At 74.4% G+C, this 19,892-nt stretch carries 21 protein-coding genes; 6 read left to right on the forward strand and 15 right to left on the reverse strand.

The genetic code is table 11. From position 1 onward, the window contains the following. Nucleotides 1-29: 29 nt before the first annotated feature. Together ACQEVU_RS39785 and ACQEVU_RS39790 are read right to left on the reverse strand one after the other, a co-directional pair. A complete protein-coding gene (locus ACQEVU_RS39785) occupies nt 30-677 on the reverse strand; it encodes an SDR family NAD(P)-dependent oxidoreductase (protein WP_433333041.1) in 648 nt (215 codons plus the stop codon). A 64-nt stretch (nt 678-741) separates the two neighbouring features. Further along, complete coding sequence (locus ACQEVU_RS39790; protein WP_433333043.1) at nt 742-1,269, reverse strand: DUF1707 SHOCT-like domain-containing protein; 528 nt, start codon at nt 1,267-1,269, stop codon at nt 742-744. A gap of 191 nt (nt 1,270-1,460) precedes the next feature. On the opposite strand from ACQEVU_RS39790, the gene ACQEVU_RS39795 reads away from it, so the two are divergent. After that, nucleotides 1,461-2,711, forward strand: coding sequence for a sensor histidine kinase (locus tag ACQEVU_RS39795; protein WP_433333045.1), 1,251 nt, complete (start codon nt 1,461-1,463; stop codon nt 2,709-2,711). Then, entirely contained in the window at nt 2,708-3,373 is a 666-nt protein-coding gene (locus tag ACQEVU_RS39800; protein ID WP_433333047.1) for a response regulator transcription factor, read from the forward strand. Before ACQEVU_RS39795 ends, ACQEVU_RS39800 begins: the two co-directional genes overlap by 4 nt. Here the strand turns inward: ACQEVU_RS39800 and ACQEVU_RS39805 are convergent. Continuing rightward, complete coding sequence (locus ACQEVU_RS39805) at nt 3,370-3,954, reverse strand: hypothetical protein (protein WP_433333049.1); 585 nt, start codon at nt 3,952-3,954, stop codon at nt 3,370-3,372. The genes ACQEVU_RS39800 and ACQEVU_RS39805 overlap by 4 nt on opposite strands. Nucleotides 3,955-4,258: 304 nt before the next feature. Between ACQEVU_RS39805 and ACQEVU_RS39810 the strand changes: the two genes are divergently transcribed. Beyond that, nucleotides 4,259-4,831 (forward strand): Uma2 family endonuclease, encoded by a 573-nt coding sequence (locus ACQEVU_RS39810; protein ID WP_433333051.1) that lies wholly within the window; start codon nt 4,259-4,261, stop codon nt 4,829-4,831. 109 nt (nt 4,832-4,940) lie between these two features. Further along, the gene (locus ACQEVU_RS39815) at nt 4,941-6,383 is read left to right on the forward strand and encodes a GH1 family beta-glucosidase (protein WP_433333053.1); all 1,443 of its coding nucleotides are present in this window, start codon (nt 4,941-4,943) and stop codon (nt 6,381-6,383) included. Here the strand turns inward: ACQEVU_RS39815 and ACQEVU_RS39820 are convergent, their stop codons facing one another. After that, nucleotides 6,384-6,491, reverse strand: a complete 108-nt coding sequence (locus tag ACQEVU_RS39820) for an MFS transporter small subunit (protein ID WP_433333055.1) — start codon at nt 6,489-6,491, stop codon at nt 6,384-6,386. Beyond that, entirely contained in the window at nt 6,488-6,766 is a 279-nt protein-coding gene (locus tag ACQEVU_RS39825) for a hypothetical protein (protein ID WP_433333057.1), read from the reverse strand. Before ACQEVU_RS39825 ends, ACQEVU_RS39820 begins: the two co-directional genes overlap by 4 nt. Before the next feature lie 176 nt (nt 6,767-6,942). On the opposite strand from ACQEVU_RS39825, the gene ACQEVU_RS39830 reads away from it, so the two are divergent. Continuing rightward, nucleotides 6,943-8,079: an NAD(P)/FAD-dependent oxidoreductase gene (locus ACQEVU_RS39830; protein ID WP_433333059.1), complete on the forward strand. Its 1,137-nt coding sequence runs from the start codon at nt 6,943-6,945 to the stop codon at nt 8,077-8,079. Between the two features lie 896 nt (nt 8,080-8,975). On the opposite strand, the gene ACQEVU_RS39835 is transcribed toward ACQEVU_RS39830, so the two are convergent. The 7 genes from ACQEVU_RS39835 to ACQEVU_RS39865 all read right to left on the reverse strand — a co-directional run bounded on the left by ACQEVU_RS39835 (nt 8,976) and on the right by ACQEVU_RS39865 (nt 16,601). Next, complete coding sequence (locus ACQEVU_RS39835; RefSeq protein WP_433333061.1) at nt 8,976-11,213, reverse strand: S8 family serine peptidase; 2,238 nt, start codon at nt 11,211-11,213, stop codon at nt 8,976-8,978. 61 nt (nt 11,214-11,274) lie between these two features. Further along, on the reverse strand, nt 11,275-11,898 hold the full coding sequence (locus tag ACQEVU_RS39840; RefSeq protein WP_433333063.1) for an SRPBCC family protein: 624 nt from the start codon (nt 11,896-11,898) through the stop codon (nt 11,275-11,277). Between the two features lie 30 nt (nt 11,899-11,928). Continuing rightward, on the reverse strand, nt 11,929-12,795 hold the full coding sequence (locus ACQEVU_RS39845) for an FAD binding domain-containing protein (RefSeq protein WP_433333065.1): 867 nt from the start codon (nt 12,793-12,795) through the stop codon (nt 11,929-11,931). Beyond that, the gene (locus ACQEVU_RS39850) at nt 12,792-15,146 is read right to left on the reverse strand and encodes a xanthine dehydrogenase family protein molybdopterin-binding subunit (RefSeq protein WP_433333067.1); all 2,355 of its coding nucleotides are present in this window, start codon (nt 15,144-15,146) and stop codon (nt 12,792-12,794) included. The genes ACQEVU_RS39845 and ACQEVU_RS39850 overlap by 4 nt, the downstream gene beginning before the upstream one ends. Further along, a complete protein-coding gene (locus ACQEVU_RS39855) occupies nt 15,143-15,655 on the reverse strand; it encodes a (2Fe-2S)-binding protein (protein WP_433333069.1) in 513 nt (170 codons plus the stop codon). The genes ACQEVU_RS39850 and ACQEVU_RS39855 overlap by 4 nt, the downstream gene beginning before the upstream one ends. Before the next feature lie 89 nt (nt 15,656-15,744). Continuing rightward, a complete protein-coding gene (locus tag ACQEVU_RS39860) occupies nt 15,745-16,356 on the reverse strand; it encodes a hypothetical protein (RefSeq protein WP_433333071.1) in 612 nt (203 codons plus the stop codon). Beyond that, a complete protein-coding gene (locus ACQEVU_RS39865) occupies nt 16,356-16,601 on the reverse strand; it encodes a hypothetical protein (RefSeq protein WP_433333073.1) in 246 nt (81 codons plus the stop codon). Before ACQEVU_RS39865 ends, ACQEVU_RS39860 begins: the two co-directional genes overlap by 1 nt. Before the next feature lie 103 nt (nt 16,602-16,704). Here ACQEVU_RS39865 and ACQEVU_RS39870 point away from each other — a divergent pair, with 103 nt between their 5' ends. Further along, nucleotides 16,705-16,860, forward strand: coding sequence for an alpha/beta fold hydrolase (locus ACQEVU_RS39870; RefSeq protein ID WP_433333075.1), 156 nt, complete (start codon nt 16,705-16,707; stop codon nt 16,858-16,860). A 15-nt stretch (nt 16,861-16,875) separates the two neighbouring features. Here the strand turns inward: ACQEVU_RS39870 and ACQEVU_RS39875 are convergent, their stop codons facing one another. The 3 genes from ACQEVU_RS39875 to ACQEVU_RS39885 are packed head-to-tail and all read right to left on the reverse strand — an operon-like array spanning nt 16,876 to nt 19,862. Next, nucleotides 16,876-18,003, reverse strand: a complete 1,128-nt coding sequence (locus tag ACQEVU_RS39875) for an XdhC family protein (RefSeq protein ID WP_433333077.1) — start codon at nt 18,001-18,003, stop codon at nt 16,876-16,878. Continuing rightward, nucleotides 17,996-19,021: a vWA domain-containing protein gene (locus tag ACQEVU_RS39880; protein WP_433333079.1), complete on the reverse strand. Its 1,026-nt coding sequence runs from the start codon at nt 19,019-19,021 to the stop codon at nt 17,996-17,998. Before ACQEVU_RS39880 ends, ACQEVU_RS39875 begins: the two co-directional genes overlap by 8 nt. After that, nucleotides 19,008-19,862, reverse strand: a complete 855-nt coding sequence (locus tag ACQEVU_RS39885) for an AAA family ATPase (RefSeq protein WP_433333081.1) — start codon at nt 19,860-19,862, stop codon at nt 19,008-19,010. Before ACQEVU_RS39885 ends, ACQEVU_RS39880 begins: the two co-directional genes overlap by 14 nt. Between the last annotated feature and the right edge of the window lie 30 nt (nt 19,863-19,892).

Here is a 19,892-nt window from a genome sequence, read left to right on the forward strand (position 1 = left end):
CCAGGTGGACGGTCATTCGTACATAGGATCTACAGCCGCATCAATGTGCCCGCAACGTCGAGTGTCGTTGCCGTCATCCGCCCGGCGGCGTCCGAGGCCAGGTAGAGGGCCGCGAAGGCGGCGTCGTCGACCGTGGCGTCGCGCGGTGTCCAGGACACGACATTCGCCCGCACCCCGGCCCCGGCGACCAGCCGGGCGTAGTGCTGGGTGAGCGCCGTCACGCCGCCGCCGACCGCGTTGGTGGCCGGGTCCGGCCCGCTCGGCGCGAGCGTCACCACCGCGCCGGCGCCGGCCTCCGCCATCGCCGGCAGGAACGCCTGCAGCGCCTGGAACGTGGCCGTCAGTCCACTGTCGACGGTGCGCTGCCAGCCGCCGGACCCGGCGGTGCACGGCAGCACGAACAGCATCTCGGGCGGGCCCAGCTCGGCGAACACGCTGCCGCGCACGGCGTCCATCGAGGCCGCGTCGGTACCGCCGGAGACGATCCCGACCGCCTCCGCGCCGCCCCAGCGCAGCTCGTCGACGAGGTCGGCGAGGGCCGCCTCGTCCGGGCCGACGACGGCGACCCGCGCGCCCTGCGCGGCCAACAGCCGGCACACCGCGGCCGGCACGCCCTCGGGCCCGCCGAGCACGACGGCGACCCGGCCCTTGAGCTCGAAGTACGAGGTTGCGAACACTGCTGCGTCCCTTCCCGGGTCGGCGGGGGCCGCCGCGTCCGCGCGGCGGCCCCCGGTGGGTGTGTCAGCGGCCCCAGCCCTGCCGGTCCGACGCGGCCTCCCACGGTCCGCGCCCCCAGCCCTGGTTGGCCCAGTGCTCCGGCCCGTGGCCCCACCGGCCCCGCCCGAAGCGCGGGTGGTGCCCGCCGTAGGCCCGCCAGCGCGCATGCCTGGCCAGCCCGAACACCATGAAGAACAGCGGGATCGCCGGCCAGAAGAAGTGCGCGCCGGACAGCACCCACAGCCCCGTCAGCGCCGCCGCGACGACCGCGACGAAGCCCGCGTGCCCCCACACGTGGCGCCGGCCGTCGCGGGCGAAGCGCTCCTTGGCCTCCGGCGTCTCGTACAGCCCGCGCCGGCCCCCCTCGGGCAGATCGGCGGTGGTCGGCGGCAGCTCGTCGCGATACCGCGCGGCGTACACCTGGCTGAGCCGCTCCTCACCCTCCTCGAGCGTGAGCCGGCCCTCGGTCATGCCGGCCCGCACCATGTTGGCGTACTGTTCGCGCTCCTCGTCCGAGGCGCGCACCCGTTCGCCGGCCATGTTCCCGCTCATGTGTCCCAAGCCCCCTTCCGTTGATGGACTCCAGCGTGCCGGTCGGCGGGCCCCCGCGCGTCGCACCGGGGACGGCTCGTGCGCTACCCCCGGCGGCGCAGCCGGGCCGGGCGTGTACTCCCGCGGGAGTACACGCCGCCGCGCCGGGGAGGCGATGCCGCTGGTCGGCCCCCTCAACTACCGTTTGTCGGGTGAGACACGCGCCGTGGCACACCGAGCTGCGCGCCGCGCGCCTCGAGCGGCGCTTCGAGCGGATCGAGCACCGTATCGACCGGCGGCGCGGCCGGCGCTGGGCGGGCCCGCACCCGATCCCGCTGGCCGTGTTCATCGCGCTGCTGCAGGTCTTCGGCACGCGCGCCGCCGCCTACGGCAGCACCGCGCACGCGCTGGACCAGACCGGCTACCTGCTGCTGATCGCCGGGCCGGCGGCGCTGATCTTCCGGCAGAAGGCCCCGCTGCTGGCGCTGGCCGGGGCGCTGAGCGCGACGGTCGCCTACTTCGCGCAGCTGTACCCCGACGGGCCGGGCTTCATCGCGGCGATCATCGCCGTCTTCAGCGCCCTGTCCGCGGGGCTGCGCTGGCTGACCTGGATCGGCGTCGTCGCCGCCTATACGACCTTCGTGGTACTCGTCCTGCCCCACGCCTCCGTCGCCCGCCTCGTGGCCGTCGGCGTGTGGTGCGTCGTCATCGCGTTCTTCGGCGAGGCGGCGCGGGTGCGCACCGCGCGGTACACCCAGATGGCCCGCGACCGCGCGCACGCCGACGCCCTGGCGCGGGCCGAGGAGGAGAAGGCCCGCAAGGAGCAGCACCGCCGCCAGGCCAGCGACGAGCGGCTGCTCATCGCCCGGGAGCTGCACGACGTCATCGGCCACCACCTGTCGCTCATCAACGTGCAGGCCGGCGTCGGGCTGCACCTCATGGACGAGCAGCCGGAGCAGGCCCGGGTCGCGCTCACCGCGATCAAGCACGCCAGCGCCGAGGCGCTCAAGGAGACCCGCGCCGTGCTGGCCGGGCTCAACCCGGGCGAGGCGGCGCCGCGCACCCCCGCGCCCGGCCTGGCCGACCTGGAGCGCCTGGCCGGCGAGGCGCGCGGCGCCGGGCTGCCGGTCAGCGTCGACACCGTCGGCACCGCGCGGCCGCTGCCGCCGCAGGTGGACCGGGCGGCGTACCGCATCGTGCAGGAGGCCTTGACCAACGTGCGCCGCCACGCCGGCCCGGACGCCTCGGCGACGGTCGTCGTCGGCTACGCCCCGGGCTCGCTCAGCCTGGTGGTGACCGACGACGGCACCGGCGGCGAGGGCACCTCCGAGGCCGGCAACGGCATCGCCGGCATGCGCCACCGCGCCGCGACGTTCGGCGGCACCGTCGAGGCCGGCCCCCGTGACAAGGGCGGCTTCGAGGTCCGCGCCACGATCCCCCTGCGTGAGGAAGCGAACCCGTGATCAAGGTCCTGCTGGCCGACGACCAGGCGCTCGTGCGGGCCGGCTTCCGCGCCCTGCTCGACGCCCAGTCCGACATCGAGGTCGTCGCCGAGGCCGCCGACGGCGCCGAGGCGGTGCGCCGGGCCGTCCAGACCCGCCCCGACGTGGTCCTCATGGACATCCGGATGCCGGTCCTCGACGGCCTGGAGGCGACCCGCCAGATCGCCGCCGACGCCCGCCTGGCCGACGTGCGGATCGTCATCCTCACGACGTTCGACCTGGACGAGTACGTCTTCGAGGCGTTGCGCGTCGGCGCCAGCGGCTTCCTGGTCAAGGACACCGAGCCGGTCGACCTGCTACGCGGCGTGCGCGCGGTCGCGGCCGGCGACGCGCTGCTGTCCCCCGGCGTGACCCGCCGCCTCATCGAGGAGTTCGCCAGCCGCTCCCGCGCCCCGCTCGCCCCGATGTCCCTGGAGACCCTGACCGACCGCGAGCGCGAGGTGATGGCCCTGGTCGGCGCGGGCCTGTCCAACGAGGACATCGCCACCAAGCTGTACGTCAGCCCGGCCACCGCGAAGACCCACGTCAGCCGCGCGATGATCAAGCTCGGCGCCCGCGACCGCGCGCAGCTGGTCGTCTTCGCCTACGAGGCCGGCCTGGTCCGCCCCGGCTGGCTCGGTTAGGACGCGGCTCGCCGGCGGCCCTCGCGGAAGAACGCCAGGAGGTCCGCCACCTCGCGCACCGGCCGGGCGGCCCCGAAGGGCATGTTCCAGAAGTCGCCCGTCCGCGGCTTCCAGGGCCCCACGTACGCGTACGGCTCGCCGATCGCGCTGTCCCCCGCCGAGATCCCGTAGTTCACCTCGTCGATCGAGATGCCGACGTCGAAGTGCTCGGGCCACAGCACGGGCGTCGCGCCCGGCTCGAACGCCCGCAGCGCCCGGTCGCCGGCCGTGAACGCGGCCAGGATCCCTTCGGCTCCGTCGAGCCCGATGGCGTCGCCCGCGGCCGCGCCCGAGCCGTCGTGGTACAGCCCCTCCGGCGCCCCCGGCTCAACTCCCGCCTCGGCCGCGACCTCGCCGATCGTCCGCCCGGCCAGGTCGATGCGCCGGTCCCCGGCGTACAGCGCGCCGGCGGTGACACGAAGATCCGGCGCCGCCACGGTGGCGAACCCGTCGTCGGTGATGCGCAGCCGGATCGTGCCGCTCGTGCGGTACTGCGGCCCGGCGAGCACCAGCTCCGCCAGCCCGTGCAAGGTATTGGTCACGCCCCCATTATTTCCCGCCCCAGCCCGGGGCCGGGCGGCACGGGTTCTTACGTTTCGATGTGCGCTTCCCCGCCCTCCGGTCACCGCGCCGACAACCCCGGTCGATCCACGGAAAGCCATGCGCCGGCCCGAGCTGCCAGCGATCCGGTCCTTGTCGATCCCAGTGTCACATTGGTAGCCTTGTGGCCATGTCACCATGTGGCCGTCTCAGGCTTTGAGTGTGGGAAGTCTTCAGGACGTGCGATACCAGCCCGCTGTGGTCATGGCAGGCTGGTGGCAGCAGCCGTCAGGAGGTGAGTCACGGATGAGTGCCGCAATGCTCGAACACCCCGAACCGTGGAACGAGGAGGACTACCTTGCCCTCGGCGAGACCGCGCAGCGCATCGAGCTCCTTGACGGGAGCCTGATCGTGAGCCCGGCGCCCAGTGGACGCCACCAGCGGTTGTCATTCTTTCTGTGCGCGGTATTCGAGCCAGCAGCCTCCGATGCCGGCCTGCTCGCGTACGAGGCGGTGAACGTTCGGCTGCACACCGGGCGAATCATGATTCCCGATCTCGTGGTCACGGACGACGAGGAGTTCGTGGTGCTCGATGCCGCGCGCGTCGTCCTGGTGGCCGAGATCGTGTCGGCCGGGAACGCAGCCAAGGACCGCATCGTGAAGATGGAGCTGTACGCGAAGGCCGGCATCGCCTGGTACCTGCTCGTCGAGCCCGAGCCGGCGGACTCCGCCACGCTGCGCCTGTTCCGGCTCGCGGACGGCGGCTACGTGCAGCATGCGGTGGCCGGGCCGGGGGACGCGCTCGCGGCCGAGGAGCCGTTCGCGTTCCGCATCGAGGTCGACGAGATCGTTCGCCGGGCAACCCGCAAGCCGGCGTAACGGCGGCGCGACGACCGGGCGGGGAAAGTTTCGTGGGCGGCCGGTGCGCGGGGGCGCAGCCGGTGGGCGTTGCGGGTGGTAGTGGCGCGGGTTGGCTACGGTCTTGGGAATGCGACGGCGCCACGTGCTCACCCTCGCCGCCGCCGGGGCGGTCGCCGCGGGCTGCGGTCCGGACAAGCCGGCCGGCTCGCCCGCCGGCGTGGGCGGCGGTGGCGGCAACAGCGCCGCGCCCAGCCTCGGGCCGGGTGGGCTGGCGTTTCCGCAGGGGTTCGCGTGGGGGGCGTCCACGTCGGCGTACCAGATCGAGGGGGCGGCCGGCGAGGACGGGCGCGGGCCGTCGGTCTGGGACACGTTCAGCCACCAGAAGGGGCGCACGCGCGGCGGGGACACCGGGGACGTGGCCGCCGACCACTACCACCGGGTGTACGAGGACCTCGACCTCATGCAGCGCATCGGGCTGCGCAGCTACCGGTTCTCGATCTCCTGGTCGCGGGTCATGCCGGACGGGCGCGGGGCGCTCAACGCCAAGGGGCTCGACTTCTACCACCGGCTCGTCGACGGGCTGCTGGCCCGCAAGATCACGCCGGTGGCGACGCTGTTCCACTGGGACACGCCGCAGGGGCTGCAGGACAAGGGCGGATGGGAGCAGCGCGACTGTGCGCAGTGGTTCGCCGACTACGCGCTGCAGATGTTCTACTCGCTCGGCGACAAGGTCGGGACCTGGCTGACGCTCAACGAGCCCAAGACCGTGGTCCAGATGGGGTACACCGCCGGAGTCCACGCCCCCGGCAAGCGCGACAAGCGGGTCGCCGACGTCGCCGGGCATCACCTGCTGCTCGGGCACGGGCTGGCCGTGCGGGCGTTCCGCGGCAGCGGCAAGCCGGGGCGGATCGGGGCGGCGCTCAACCTGTCACCGGTCTACCCGGCGGACGCGTCGGCCGGTGCGGCCAGGCAGGCCGCCCTCGTCGACGACGACGAGAACCGGCGGTGGCTCGAGCCGGTGCTGCGGGGGCGGTACCCGGACTCGTGGCTCGCCGCCCAGCCGGCCAACGCGCCGGTGCGCGCGGCGATCCGCGACGGCGACGCGGCGACGATCGGGGAGCGCAGCGACCTGCTCGGCGTGCAGTACTACAACCCGGTCTACGTCACCGCCCAGGGCGGCCGCGTCAACAAGCACCCGACGACCCAGGCGACCTGGCTCGAGGTGTTCCCGGACGGGCTCTTCGACCTGCTGACCCGCATCGGACGCGACTACGGCGACGTGGCGCTGACCGTCACCGAGAACGGGATGCCGTCCACGAGCGACGTGCAGGACGACGACCGGATCGCGTTCCTGCGCGACCACCTCGCCGCCGCCCACCGGGCGATCGCGGCGGGCGTGCGGCTGGAGGGCTACCACGTCTGGTCGCTGCTGGACAACTTCGAGTGGGCCGAGGGCTACTCGCAGCGCTGGGGGCTCATCCGCGTCGACCCGCAGTCGAAGGAGCGCCGGCTGCGGGCGAGCGCCGAGTGGTACCGCGACGTCATCGCCCGCAACGGCGTCCAGCCCTAGTCAGCCGAAGAGCTTCACGGCCGTGATCACCGTCTCGGCCACGCCGTAGCCGAGCAGGACCGCCACCAGCGCCCAGGAGACGCCGAGGCGGATCGTTCGCGGGGTCATGAGACCACCTTCTCCTTGCGCGGCCCGTTGCGCTCGACCCACGTGCCGCCGACCGCGGCGGACAGGCCGAGCATGACGATCGCGATGCTGAAGATGACACCGATCGCCGTCTGGCCGGCGCCGAAATGCGCGATGAGCGAGTTCTTGTAGACGCTGGTGACGTACGCCTGCCCGATGCACAGCTGGACCGAGAGCGCCGCGGGCGGCATGAGCCAGCGGCTGTACCCCTCGGGCGCGACCGTGTGCCCGGAGTCCCGAGCCGTCAGCAGTGACATCGGACACCTCCCTTGGCCCGAACTCAGCCTAGATTGCGAGACGTCGATGGGCAGCGCGGCTTTCCGCTGATCAGAACCCCCGTTGCCACCACCGCCCGCCCCGGCAACCAGCCCCGGCCGGCCGCGCCACCGAGGTGCGGTTTTCCGCGCCGCGCCGGGCAAGGCACGATGATCCCGTGAACTCCGTGCAGCGCGTGACGGTGTGGGACGACCGGGTGACCACGGGCGAGCGGGCGGCGCTGTTCCCCGCCCGGCCGGACGACCTCGACCGCCGCCCCGACGTGCTCGTCATCGGCGGCGGCGTGATCGGCCTGGCCGCGGCCGTGTTCTGCCGCCGGGCCGGCCTCGGGCGGGTGCTGCTGCTGGAGCAGTCGCCGCGGCTGGCCCCCGGCGCGTCGACCGGCAACGGCGGGGCGATCGCGCCGGACATGCACGTGCTGACCGACAGCCCCGAGTTCGTGGCGTTCGGGCGCAGGAGCCGGCAGCTGTACCGCGACCTCGACGCCGAATGGGCCGGCGCGATCGGCGCCTGGCCGACACGATGGCTCGACATCCGCCCGGAGGCCGACCTCCCGGCCGGGGTGTGGCCGCGCCTCGACGCCGCCGGGGTCCGCGAGCTCGAGCCGGACGTGCGCCTGCCCGACGGCGCCGCGGCGCTGCTCGTCGAGGACCAGCTGACCGTCAACCCGGTACGGCTGGCGGCGGCCCTGTCCCGCCGCGCCGGCACGGTCGCCACCGGCGTGGGCATGCTCGGCGTCAGCGTCCAGGGCGACCGCGTCTGCACCGTGCACACGACCGCCGGCGACTTCGCGCCGGGCGCGCTGGTCGTGGCCACCGGACTGGTGCCGCGGCCGTGGCATCATGCCGTACCGCAGCAATGGGTCAAGGGCCACATGCTCGCCCTGGCCCGCGGACCCTGGCGCCTGCGCAGCGTGCTGGCCGGTCCTTTCGGCGGCGGCACGCCGCTACCGTGGGGCGGCGTGGTGTGCGGCGGCACGTTCGACGACGGCGACACGTCCCGCGACGTGCGCCCGGAGGTCGCGGACCCGATGGCAACGGCCCTGGCAACCCTCGTGCCGGCGGCCGCGGGGGCCCGCATCGTGCACCGCTGGTGCTGCTTCCGCCCGCACATCAAGGGCCGCCAGCCCGTCATCGACCGCCTCCCCGGCGTCACCAACGCGTGGTTCGCCGGCGGCCACTTCACGACGGGCATCATGATGGCCGCCGCGACGGGCGCCGCGGTCGCGGAGTGGATCGAGGGCGGCCAGACCCCCACCGAGGTGCACGCGTTCGGCCTGCCTGTGCTTTCTTGATGCCGGGGGAGCTCCGCTCCACCCGGACCCCCTCAACATCTGCGGCGGCGCGCTCAATCGGTGAGGTCTGCGGTAGCCGTGCATCGCCCGCGGCGAGCCTGTCGCGCATCCCGGAAGGCGCTGCGCACGGTTTGCCGGCGCTGGCGATGACGGTGCGCTCCTCGATCACGGCAGCGAGCGCGCGTTCGGTGTGGCCGGCGGCGCCGCAGGCTCACGGCCCGGCCCCGGCCGGCTCCTGGTCCAACGCGGCGAGTTCGCGGCCAACGGGCGGCGCGGCTGGCTCGCGGCCCGCCGCGGTGGGCGGCGCGAAAAGCCCGCCCGGGCGTCCCGACCTCGTCCGGCAGCACCACTGCCCGGCCGGCGCGGCACACGGTGTGCGGCGACGGCGATGACGGTGCGCCCCTCGATCTCACGGCAGCGAGCGCGCGTTCGGTCCGCGCGGCGGCGGGCCCAGCAGCGGCCGGCGCGGATGCCCACGACCCGACGCGGCAAGTTCGCGGTCCAGCGCCGCGGCGCTCACGACCCGGCGCGGTGACCGAGCCTTCCGCCGAACGCGCCGGGCGGCCGGGCAGGCATGAGACCGCGCGCTGCCCACCCCATCCCGCACCGCGCAGTGCACGCGACCCGGGCGCGTCAGGCGTAGCGGCGCGGCACGCACCCTGCGGGATGCGAATCGACGCACACGACCGCCCCGAGGCGATGTGCGAAGTCCAACCGGAAGTGGTACCGCGGGCGGGCGCGTCACCCCTCAACCGCCGCGACGACAGCGGGGCTCCGAAGCTCACCCGCCGTCGAATCGACGTGATCCGATCGCGGCGGCGCTTCCGTCTTACCCACCTACCGTAACACCGGCCAAAAAATCGACCTTGGCGAAATCACCCGGCGCGACGAGAACATCACGGAGTGATGTCGATGTAGTTCGACCACCCGCCGGCGTAGTACTTGTAGTAGGCGTGCCCGTCCTGGCCGACAACGTACGCCTCCGTCGTGCCGAACCGCGGGTTGTACAGCACCGACGGCGAGCCCGACAGCGTCCCGCCCAGGTTGTTCCAGCCCGACCAGCGGCCCAGGTAGTACACATACTGCAGCTCGTTGCCGGGCGTGTGGACGTACACCTCCGTCGTGCCCGACGAGCGGTTGTAGACCGCGCCGGGTGCGGAGTCCAGTGTGCCGCCCAGCGAGATCCACGACGACCAGCCGCCCAGGTAGTAGACGTAGGCCAGGGAACCGGAGGACGTGCGCAGGTACACCTCGGTCGTGCCGTAGCGCGGGTTGTACAGCACCGCCGGCGTGCCCTGGACCGCGCCGCCCAGCCCGACCCAGGACGACCAGCCGCCCAGGTAGTAGCGGTACTGCAGGCCCGCGGCGCCGATCGCGTACGCCTCCGTGGTGCCGAAGCGCGGGTTGTAGAGCACGCCCGGGTCCGAGGTCAGGGCGCCGCCGAGGTCGATCCAGTCCGACCAGCCGCTGGAGAAGTACTTGTAGGCCAGGGTGCCGGCGGCCGTGCGGGCGTAGACCTCGGTCGTGCCGAAGCGCGGGTTGTAGATCACCGCGGGGGTGCCCGCCAGCGAGCCGCCCAGGTCGATCCAGGCTGACCAGCCGTTGGAGAAGTACCGGTACGCGAGGGACCCGGAGGCCGTGCGCGCGTAGGCCTCCGTCGTGCCGAAGCGCGGGTTGTAGAGGACGGCGGGGTCGCTCGCGAGGTTGCCGTTGAGGTCCGTCCAGTCCGACCACGCGCCCGACCAGTAGGCGTAGACGAGGTGGTTGGTGCCGTTCGCGCGGGCGTACACCTCCGTCGTGCCGAAGCGCGGGTTGTACAGGCTCTGGGGGCGGCCCGCGGGGCGCGGCGGGTCGGTCTGGCGGACGAACAGCAGGCGGTTCGGCGACGTGGCCGCGGCGTACGCCGGGTACGTCGACATGTTCAGCGCGCCCACCGTCGAGCTCTGCACGATCGCGTTGCGGACCTGTTCGGCGCTGTAGTCGGGGTGGGCCTGCAGGATGAGCGCGGCGGCGCCGGCCACGTGCGGGGAGGCCATCGACGTGCCGTCCAGCGAGCGCGTGGTGGTGTTGCCGGCGCCGATCCAGTCGGAGGTGATGCCCTCGCCGGGGGCGTAGAGGTCGACGCAGGGGCCGTAGTCGGACCAGTGGACCGGGTGGTCGTCGGCCGTGGCGGCGCCGACGACCAGCGCCTCGGACACGTCGCCGGGCGAGTTGGTGCAGGCGTTGAGCGGGTTGTCGTCGGCGTCGCCGTTGCCGGCCGCGACCGACCAGGTCAGGCCGGAGGCGATCGAGCGGCGCAGGGCGGCGTCGAGGATGACCGAGGTGTCGTCGGAGCCGAGGCTCATGTTGACGACCGCGGGGTGCGTGGCGTGGGCGGTCACCCAGTCGATGCCGGCGACCACCTCGGACAGGAAGCCGTTGCCGCTGCAGTCCAGCACGCGCACCGCGACGAGGGAGACCGCCTTGGCCACGCCGTACGTGGTGCCGCCGATGGTGCCGGCCACGTGCGTGCCGTGGCCGTCGCAGTCGTTGGCGTTCGCCGGGTCGTTGCTGTTGTACAGGTCGTTCGCCGGGTTGGTGTACGGGTTGGTGACGCGGTCGACGAAGTTGTGCCCGTAGGAGGCGCGGCCGCCGAAGTCGGTGTGGCCGATGAGGATGCCGGAGTCGACGACGTACGCGGTGACGTCCGGGGCGGTGTTCGGATAGGTGTAGGAGCCGTCCTTGCCGGCGCGGGCGTCGATGCGGTCCAGGCCCCACGCCGGGGAGCTCTGGCTGGCCGTGGCGCGCAGCAGCGTGTTGCGCTCGACCCGGGCCACGCCGCCGGCCGCCGCCATCCGCGCGGCCTGGGCCTCGGTGAGGCCGTCGACGGCGAAGCCGCGCACCGTGCGGCTGAACTGCTCGCGGACCTCGCCGCCGTACTGCTTCGACAGCTTCTGCGCGGCATCGGCCACGGCGGCCTGGGCCTGGCCGGCGCTCTGCGCGCCCGGCGGGTCGGCGAGCATCACCACGTAGCCGCTGGGCTCGCCCGTCGCGGCCGAGCCGTGGACGACGCCCCCGGCGGGGGCGGCGCTCGCCGGGAGCCCGAACCCGGCGGCGGCGAGCGCCACGGCGCAGATCACACCCTTGCCGACCATGCCGCATCACCCTAAGTCATCCGTATGGCTACTAGACGTAACCATAAACGGGTGAAGGGGGTCAGCGGCGCTTGATCCACCAGATGATGCCCAGGACCACGACGAAGCCGGCCGCGGCGGTCACCACGTAGGGCACGGCGCGCCGCACGGCCCCGCCGACGCCGCTCACCGCCAGCAGGTCGATGGGCTCGGCATCCGGCTCGACCGGGGCCAGCGGCTCCGCGGACACGACCGGCTCCTCGACGGCCGCGAACTGCCCGGCCAGGCAGGTCGCGAACTGGCCGATCAGCCGCGCGGACACGTCGCCGATCAGGCCGCGGCCGAACTGGGCGGCCTTGCCGGTGATGTCGAGGTCGGTGGCGACGCTCACCCGGGTGGCGTCGCCCTCGGCGACCAGCACGGCGGTCACGGTCGCCTTCGCCGTCCCGCCGCCGCGGCTGTCCGCGCCGGACGCCGAGATGACGACCCGGTGGGCCGCCTCGTCGCGCTCGACGAAGCGGCCGGAGCCCTTGAACGTCATGTTCACCGGGCCGAGCTTCACCTTCACCGTGCCGGTGAACTCGTCACCCTCGACGGACGTCAGCGTGGCGCCGGGCATGCACGGGGCCACCCGCTCGATGTCCAGCAGGACCGCCCACGCCCGATCGACGGGGACGGGCACCGTGAACGCGTTCTCCAACTGCACGGTCGCACCTCCGGAAGAACCTTACGCCGCTCACACCCCCAGCGCCCGGCACACGGCCCGGGCGGTGAGCACGCGCGCGAGGTCGCGGCGGTACTCGGCCGAGCCGGACAGGTCGTCGGCCGGCGACGTGCCGTCGGCGACCCGCGAGCAGGCCTCGGCGACGGCGTCCGGCGCGGCCGCGGCCCCGGCGAGGGCGTCCTCGACGGCGCGGGCGCGGTGCGGCACCGGGCCCATGTTCGTCAGCGCCACGCGGGCCGCGCCGATGCCGCCGCCGTCGCGGCGCACGGCCACGGCGACGCCGACGATCGCCCACGCCTGGGCGGTGCGGTGGAACTTCTCGTAGTGCACGGCCCAGCCGGCCGTCGAGGGCAGGCGCACCTCGACGAGCACGTCGTCGGGGCCGAGCGCGGTGGTGAACAGGTCGACGGCGAAGTCGGCCGCGCCGATCGTCCGGCTGCCCGCCGGGCCCCGCACGACGTACGTCGCGTCGAGGGCCGCCGCCACGGCGGGCAGGTCGGCGGCCGGGTCGGCGTGGGCCAGGGAGCCGCCCAGGGTGCCGCGGTGGCGCACCTGGCGGTCCCCGACCGTGCCGGCCGCGGCGGCCAGCAGCGGGGCGTGCTGCCGGACGAGGTCGGAGGCGGCGACCTCCGCGTGCGTGGTCATCGCGCCGATGACCAGGGTGGTGCCGGTGAGGGTGTCGCCGTCGAGCCGGATGCCGGAGAGGCCGGGCACGGCGGCGAGGTCGACGAGCAGGGTGGGCGCGGCCAGGCGCAGCTTCAGCACCGGCAGCAGCGACTGGCCGCCGGCGAGGATCTTGCCCTCGTCGGCCTCGCCGAGCGCGGCCACCGCCTCGTCCACTGTGGACGGCCGGAGATAGTCGAACGGCACGGGAATCACGCGGCACCTCCGAGCTTCACGGCCCGCCACACCCGCTCCGGAGTGCACGGCATCGGTACGTCGTGCACCCCGTACGGCCGCAGCGCGTCGACGACGGCGTTGACCACGGCCGGGGTGGCCGCGATCGCGCCCGCCTCGCCGACGCCCTTGACGCCGAGCGGGTTCGACGTCGCCGGGGTCTCGGTGCGGTCGCTGACGATGGCCGGCAGGTCGGCCGCGGACGGGATGGTGTACTCCACGAAGGACCCCGTCAGCAGGGTGCCGCCCTCGTCGTAGACGGCCTGCTCGTGCAGGGCCTGCGCGATGCCCTGCGCCACCCCGCCGTGCACCTGCCCTTCGACGATCAGCGGGTTCACGACGCGGCCGACGTCGTCGACGGCGACGTACCGCCGGATCGTGACCCGGCCGGTCTGCGTGTCGACCTCGGTCGCGCACAGGTGCGTGCCGTGCGGGAAGGAGAACGTCTGCGGGTCGAAGGTCGCGTCGGCGTCCAGCGACGCCTCGACCCCGTCGGGCAGGTCGTGGGCGGCGAAGACGGCGAAGGCGGCGTCCGCGATGGTCTTCGCGGCGTCGGGTGTACCGCGGACCCGGAACGCCCCGCCGGTGAACTCCAGGTCGTCGGGGCTGCATTCGAGCATGTGCGCGGCGACCGTCCGCGCCTTGTCCCGCACCTTGCGGCACGCCTCGACCAGCGCCACCCCGCCGACGGCGAGGGAGCGGGAGCCGTACGTGTCCAGGCCCTTGTGGGAGGTGCGGGTGTCGCCGTGCAGGACCTCGACGTCGTCGAAGGCGACGCCGAGCTCGTCGGCGACGATCTGGCTCCACGCCGTCACGTGCCCCTGGCCGTGGGGGCTGGTGCCGGTGACGACCTCGACCTTGCCGGTCGGCAGGACGCGCACGGACGCGCTCTCCCAGCCGCCGGCGGCATACCGCAGCGCGCCGAGGATCCGCGACGGGGCGAGGCCGCACATCTCGGTGTAGGTCGAAACCCCGAGCCCGAGCTGTACCGCATCCCCGGCCTCGCGCCGGCGGGCCTGCTCGGCGCGCAGCTCGTCGTAGCCGAACAGCTCGAGCGCCTTGTCGGTGGCGGCGTCGTAGTCGCCCGAGTCGTACACGAGCCCGGCGACCGTCGTGTAGGGGAACTCCTCGGCCTTGATCCAGTTGCGGCGCCGGACCTCGATCGGGTCCAGCCCCAGCTCGACGGCGAGCTCGTCCATGGCCCGCTCGATGGCGTAGGTCGCCTCCGGCCGGCCGGCGCCGCGGTAGGCGTCGGTGATCGTGGTGTTGGTGAAGACGCCGGTGCATTCGAAGCGGTACGCCGGGACCTTGTAGATGGCGTTGTACATGAACGCCCCGAGGATGGGCACGCCCGGCCCGACCAGGCCGAGGTACGCGCCCATGTTGGCGATGAGCTTGACGTCGATGCCGGTGAGGGTGCCGTCGCGGCGGGCGGTGAGCGTGATGTCCTGGATCTGGTCGCGCCCGTGGTGCGCCGAGAGCATCGTGTCGCCGCGGGTCTCGGTGTACTTGACCGGCCTGCCCACGCGCTGCGCGGCCAGGAACGCGATCATCTCCTCGGGCGTGACCTGCAGCTTGCCGCCGAAGCCGCCGCCGACGTCGGGCGCGATGACCCGGATCTTGTGCTCGGGCACGCCGGTCAGCAGGGCGTAGAAGACCCGCAGGATGTGCGGGATCTGGGTGGACGACCAGATGGTGTACTCCCCCGCGCCCGGGTCCACGACGACGCTGCGCGGCTCCATGAACGCCGGGATGAGCCGCTGCTGGACGTAGCGGCGCTCGATGCGCACCTCGGCCTCGGCGTCGGCGACGCTGGTGCCGGTGCCGGCCGCGGCGGAGTCGAAGACCCAGGTGTACGAGCGGTTGGTGCCCTTGTCCGGATGGACCAGGCCCTCGTCGCGGGCGGCGGCCGCCAGGTCGAGCACGGCCGGCAGCGGCTCGTACTGCGCGTCGATCGCCTCGAGCGCGTCGACGGCGCTGGCCGGGTCGCGGGCGATGACGACGGCGACGGCCTCGCCGTGGTGGCGGACCACGTCCACGGCCAGCGGCGGGCGCACCGGGTGCACGATGTCCTCGGTCACCGGCCAGGCGCACGGCAGGCTGCCCTGCACGTCGGCGACGTCGGCGCCGGTGAACGCGGCGACGACGTTGTCCGCGCGCAGCGCCGCCGACACGTCCATCCGGGTGATGCGCGCGTGCGCGTGCGGGCTGCGCAGGATCGCCAGGTGCAGCATCCCGGGCAGCGCCAGGTTGTCGGTCCAGCGGGTGCGGCCGGTGATGAGCCGCGCGTCCTCCTTGCGCCGGCGGGCCGCGCCGACCTCGACGGTGCTCATGCGGGCTGCGTCTCCCGTGCGGCGGCCATCTCCCTGGCCGCGGTCTGGACGGCGCGGACGATGTTCTGGTAGCCGGTGCAGCGGCACAGGTTGCCGGACAGCCCCTCGCGGATCTCGTCCTCGCTCGGGTCGGGGTTCTCCCGCAGCAGGTCGACCGCCGACATGATCATGCCGGGCGTGCAGAACCCGCACTGCAGCGCGTGCAGCTCATGGAACGCCCGCTGCACGGCGTGCAGGCCGCCGTCGGGGCCGGCCAGGCCCTCGATGGTCGTGACGCTGGCCCCGGCGGCCTGCACGGCCAGGACGGAGCAGCTCTTGACGGCGCGCCCGGGCTCGCCCATGAGCACCGTGCACGATCCGCAGTTGCTGGTGTCGCAGCCGACGACCGTGCCAACCTTGCCGAGCCGTTCACGCAGATGTTGGACGAGGAGGGTCCGCGGATCGACGTCGTCGACGTAGCGGCTGCCGTCGACGTCGATGCTCACGCGAACACGCTGGGAAGAGGACATCGTGCCTCCTGCGGGACGTGCCGAAACGGCCCGTCACGCGGCGGACGCAACACGGGCCACTGCCTGATCAGCAGATCGCAGAACTGTGATCAACGCAACCCCTCTTCCAGTTCGAGGGCGCGCAGCAGGGCGCGGAGGCCGGCCTCGGTGCCGGCCTCGTCGCCGCCCGTCACGCGGTCGAGCAGCAGGCCGCGCAGGGTCGCGAGGATCATCTCGGCGACCTCGCGGCGGCGCTGCTCGGGCCAGCCGGGCGGGCACAGCGACAACAGCGCCGGCAGGTACTGCTCCGTCGCCTCCCGGCCGAACTTCGCGTAGCGGGCCGGGTCGTACATCGCCAGGCCCGTCGACTGCTCCAGCACCCGGTGGCCGAAGCGCGGGTCGGTGAGGATCGGCCAGAGCGCGCCGACCCTGGCCGCCAGGGTCTCGCCGGCCGCGGCGCCGGCGGCCGCCTCGAGGCCCCGGGCGATGCGCCGCTCCCGCAGCCGGTCCACGGCCTGCACGAGCAGGTCGTCGGCGCCGTCGAAGTAGTACAGCAGCACCTTGTGCGTGGTGCCGGCGGCGCGGGCGGCGCGGCGTAGCGAGAAGTCGACGAGGCCGTGCTCGGCGAGGTCGGCGGCGACCCGCTCGAGGAGGTCCCGGCGGCGGGCCTCGCCGCGCTCGGTGCCGGCCGAGCGCCGGTAGCCCTTCTCGGGCGCCGTCATCAGTGCTCGGCGGCGGGCGCGACGAGCGGGCGGTGTACCGCGTCGAGGGCGGCCACCATCTCCATCTCCGCCCGGTAGCCGGCCCGGTCCAGGTCGCCGACGAGCAGCCGGTCGGCCGCGGCGCGCTCGGCGCGGGCCAGCCGGCGGTGCGGCCCGTCGAGCGCGGCGCTCTTGCGCAGGTGCCGGGCGATGAGCCACAGGTAGACGCCGGCGATCGCCGCGGCGGCAAGCATGGTCGCGAGCATTCGGAAGATGCTACGGACGCCGCCGCCCGGTTTGTACCGTCCGCCCGGCCCGATTCGGCCACCCGGCCGCCCGACCCCCTGGCCGCAATGTGAACCCGCGCTCGTGGTGTGGGCCGCGGGCGACCGGGTCATGCCGCCCGAGCACGGGCGGCGGCTGGCCGGGCTGCTGCCGCAGGGGCCGCTGGTCGAGGTACCGGACAGCTACCCGCTGATCCCGCTCGACCAGCCCGAGCGGCTGGCCGCGGCGTTGCTGAGCTGATGCGGCCGGGTGGGTTCAGTCGTGGTGGATGCGGCCGGCGGTCGAGGTCAGGCGGGCCCCGCCGCCGCCCCACCGCCCGGCGATGATCTCCGCGGCGATGCTCACCGCCGTCTCCTCGGGCGTGCGGGCGCCGAGGTCCAGGCCGATCGGCGAGGACAGCCGGGCCAGCTCCGCCTCGCCGACGCCGGCCTCGCGCAGGCGGGCCAGGCGGTCGTCGTGGGTGCGCCGGGAGCCCATCGCCCCCACGTACGCGAACCGGTGGCCCAGCGCCACCTGCAGCACCGGGACGTCGAACTTCGGGTCGTGGGTGAGCACGCACACGACGGTGCGCTCGTCGACCCGGCCGGCGTCGATCTCGCCCTGCAGGTAGCGGTGCGGCCAGTCCACGACCACCTCGTCGGCCCCGGGAAAGCGCTTCGACGTCGCGAAGACCGGACGGGCGTCGCAGACCGTCACGTGGTACCCCAGGAAGCCCCCGATCCGCGCCACCGACGCGGCGAAGTCGATCGCCCCGAAGACGAGCATCCGCGCCGGCGGGGCGTACGAGGCGACGAACACGGTCAGGCCCTCGCCGCGCCGCTCCCCGTCCGGGCCGTAGTGCAGGGTGTCGGTCCGCCCGGCGGCGAGCAGCCCGCGCGCATCGTCAGTGACGGCGGCGTCCAGCCGCGGCGAGCCCAGGGTGCCCTCGACCGTGTCGCCTTCCTTGGACGCCGGCCAGACGATGAGGCGCCGGCCGATGCGCTCGTCCGGGCCCTCCACGACCGACGCGACGGCGACCGGGTCGCGCCGCTCGATCGCCCGGGCCACCCGGTCCAGCTCCGGGAACGACTGCGGGGTGACCGGCTCCACCAGCAGCTCGATGATGCCGCCGCAGGTGAGCCCGACCGCGAACGCGTCGTCGTCGCTGACGCCGTAGCGTTGCACGACCGGCGCGCCGGTGCCGACGACCTCGCGGGCCAGCTCGTACACGGCGCCCTCGACGCAGCCGCCGGACACGCTGCCGACCGCGGTGCCGTCCGGGCCGACCAGCATCGTGGCGCCCGGCGGACGGGGCGAGCTGCGCCAGGTGCGCACCACGGTGGCCATGCCGACCGGCTCGCCGGCCCGCCACCAGCCCAGCAGGTCGCTCAACACCTCACGCACGCGGAACCTCCATGTTCTCCACCACCGCCGAGAGCGCCGCGATCGTATGGCCCGCCACGAGCGCGTCGACGTGCGGGAGGGCCGCGGCCAGGCCGCCGGCCGACGGCTCGAAGCCGGGCCGGCCGGCGTGCGGGCTGACCCACACCACCCGGGCGGCGAGGCGGCGCAGGTGGGCGACGGCGCCGGCCAGCCGGGCCGGGTCGCCGGTCTCCCAGCCGTCGCTGAACACGACGACCACGGCGCCGCGGGCCACGCCCCGGTGCCCGTCGCCGCGCACGAACGCCGACACCGTGCCGGCCAGCCGGGTGCCGCCGCGCCAGTCCGGGATCGCCTGCCCGGCCACGCGCAGCGCGGCCTCGGCGTCGCGGGTGCGCAGCGCGGCGGTCAGCGGGGTCAGCCGGGTGCCGAGCGCGTAGACGGCCGTCCACCGTGGACGGTGGCGCACGAGGGCGTGGGCGAAGCGCAGGAGGGCGTCGGCGTACGGCGACATGGACCCCGACACGTCGACCAGCAGCACCAGCCGGCGCGGGCGCGGGCGGCGGGCCCGGCGCAGCAGCACGTCCGGCCCGCGCAGCAGGGCCCGCACCGTGCGCCGCCGGTCGACGCCCCCGCGCGCGGCGGGCGCGTAGCGGCGCCCGGCCCGCATCGGATGGGCCCGCGCGGTCAGGGCGAGCAGCCGCTGCGCCTCCGTGCGCTCGTCCGGCGACAGGGTCGCCAGGTCCCGATGCCGCAGTACCTCATCCGCGCTCGCCCGCACCGCCAGCGCCGGGTCGCCGTCGCCGGCCCGCGCCTCGGGCGGCATCGTCGCGCGGAACAGCGACCGCTCCGGCAGCCGGCGCACCTGCCACGGGGTCCCTCGCGGCGCGCCGCCGCGGTCGCGGCCGGCGAAGGCGGCGTCGTAGCGGGCGATGTCCTCCGGCGAGCCGCACAGCGTCAGGCGTCCCACCCAGTAGGCGTGCTCCGGCCCGGCCGCGTCCAGGGCGGACCAGAAGGCCAGGACGCGGTCAAGCGAGTACATCGGCGTCCCGGACCAGCTCGATGTCCTCGCGGACCTTGAGCACCACGCCGAGGGTCTCCGGCCCGGGCACGGTCAGCCCCAGGGTGCGCAGGGCCGCCGCCCAGTCGATCGCCTCGGCGACCCCGGGCGGCTTGACCAGGTCGAGGGTGCGCAGCCGGGCGGTGGCCTCGGCGACCCGCGCGGCGAGCCGCTCGCCGATGCCGGGCAGCCGGGCGCGCAGGATCTCGGCCTCGCGCTCGGGCGTGGGGTGGGCGACCCAGTGGTACAGGCAGCGGCGCTTCAGCGCGTCGTGGACCTCGCGGGTGCGGTTGCTCGTGACGACCACGACCGGCGGCACGTCGGCCACGATCCGGCCGAGCTCGGGCACGCTGACCGCGGCGTCGGCGAGCAGCTCGAGCAGGTACGCCTCGAACTCGTCGTCGGCCCGGTCGATCTCGTCGACGAGCAGCACGCACGGGGACCGCTCGATCGCCTGCAGCAGCGGCCGGGCCAGCAGGAAGCGCCGGTCGTACAGGTCGGCCTCGAGCTCCTCGGCCGACTGCGCGTGCCGGGTGGCCTCCAGGGCCCGCAGGTGCAGCACCTGGCGCGGGAAGTCCCAGTCGTAGAGCGCCTGCGCGGCGTCGAGTCCCTCGTAGCACTGCAGGCGGATGAGCTCGACCCCGGCCGCCTCGGCCAGGGCGGCGGCGAACGCCGTCTTGCCGACGCCGGCGTCGCCCTCCAGGAAGATCGGCCGGTGCAGGCGAAGCGCGAGGAAGCCCGCCATCGCGAGCCCCTCGTCGGCGAGGTAGCCCACGTCGGCCAGGCGCGCCGCGAGAGCGGCCGGCGAGGCGAAGTCCGGCACGCCCCCAACTATGCGCCTTGGACCGCGGTT

The sequence above is a fragment of the Dactylosporangium sp. CA-139066 genome (genome assembly GCF_050936175.1).
Taxonomy (GTDB): Bacteria; Actinomycetota; Actinomycetes; order Mycobacteriales; family Micromonosporaceae; genus Dactylosporangium.

Excerpts from the sequence above, each read along its gene's own strand:
- ACQEVU_RS39790 (WP_433333043.1), bottom strand. The coding sequence starts at position 1,269 with ATGAGCGGGAACATGGCCGGCGAACGGGTGCGCGCCTCGGACGAGGAG.
- ACQEVU_RS39810 (WP_433333051.1), top strand. The coding sequence starts at position 4,259 with ATGAGTGCCGCAATGCTCGAACACCCCGAACCGTGGAACGAGGAGGAC.
- ACQEVU_RS39815 (WP_433333053.1), top strand. The coding sequence starts at position 4,941 with ATGCGACGGCGCCACGTGCTCACCCTCGCCGCCGCCGGGGCGGTCGCC.
- ACQEVU_RS39820 (WP_433333055.1), bottom strand. The coding sequence starts at position 6,491 with ATGACCCCGCGAACGATCCGCCTCGGCGTCTCCTGGGCGCTGGTGGCG.
- ACQEVU_RS39825 (WP_433333057.1), bottom strand. The coding sequence starts at position 6,766 with ATGTCACTGCTGACGGCTCGGGACTCCGGGCACACGGTCGCGCCCGAG.
- ACQEVU_RS39835 (WP_433333061.1), bottom strand. The coding sequence starts at position 11,213 with ATGGTCGGCAAGGGTGTGATCTGCGCCGTGGCGCTCGCCGCCGCCGGG.
- ACQEVU_RS39850 (WP_433333067.1), bottom strand. The coding sequence starts at position 15,146 with ATGAGCACCGTCGAGGTCGGCGCGGCCCGCCGGCGCAAGGAGGACGCG.
- ACQEVU_RS39855 (WP_433333069.1), bottom strand. The coding sequence starts at position 15,655 with ATGTCCTCTTCCCAGCGTGTTCGCGTGAGCATCGACGTCGACGGCAGC.
- ACQEVU_RS39860 (WP_433333071.1), bottom strand. The coding sequence starts at position 16,356 with ATGACGGCGCCCGAGAAGGGCTACCGGCGCTCGGCCGGCACCGAGCGC.
- ACQEVU_RS39865 (WP_433333073.1), bottom strand. The coding sequence starts at position 16,601 with ATGCTCGCGACCATGCTTGCCGCCGCGGCGATCGCCGGCGTCTACCTG.
- ACQEVU_RS39880 (WP_433333079.1), bottom strand. The coding sequence starts at position 19,021 with ATGTACTCGCTTGACCGCGTCCTGGCCTTCTGGTCCGCCCTGGACGCG.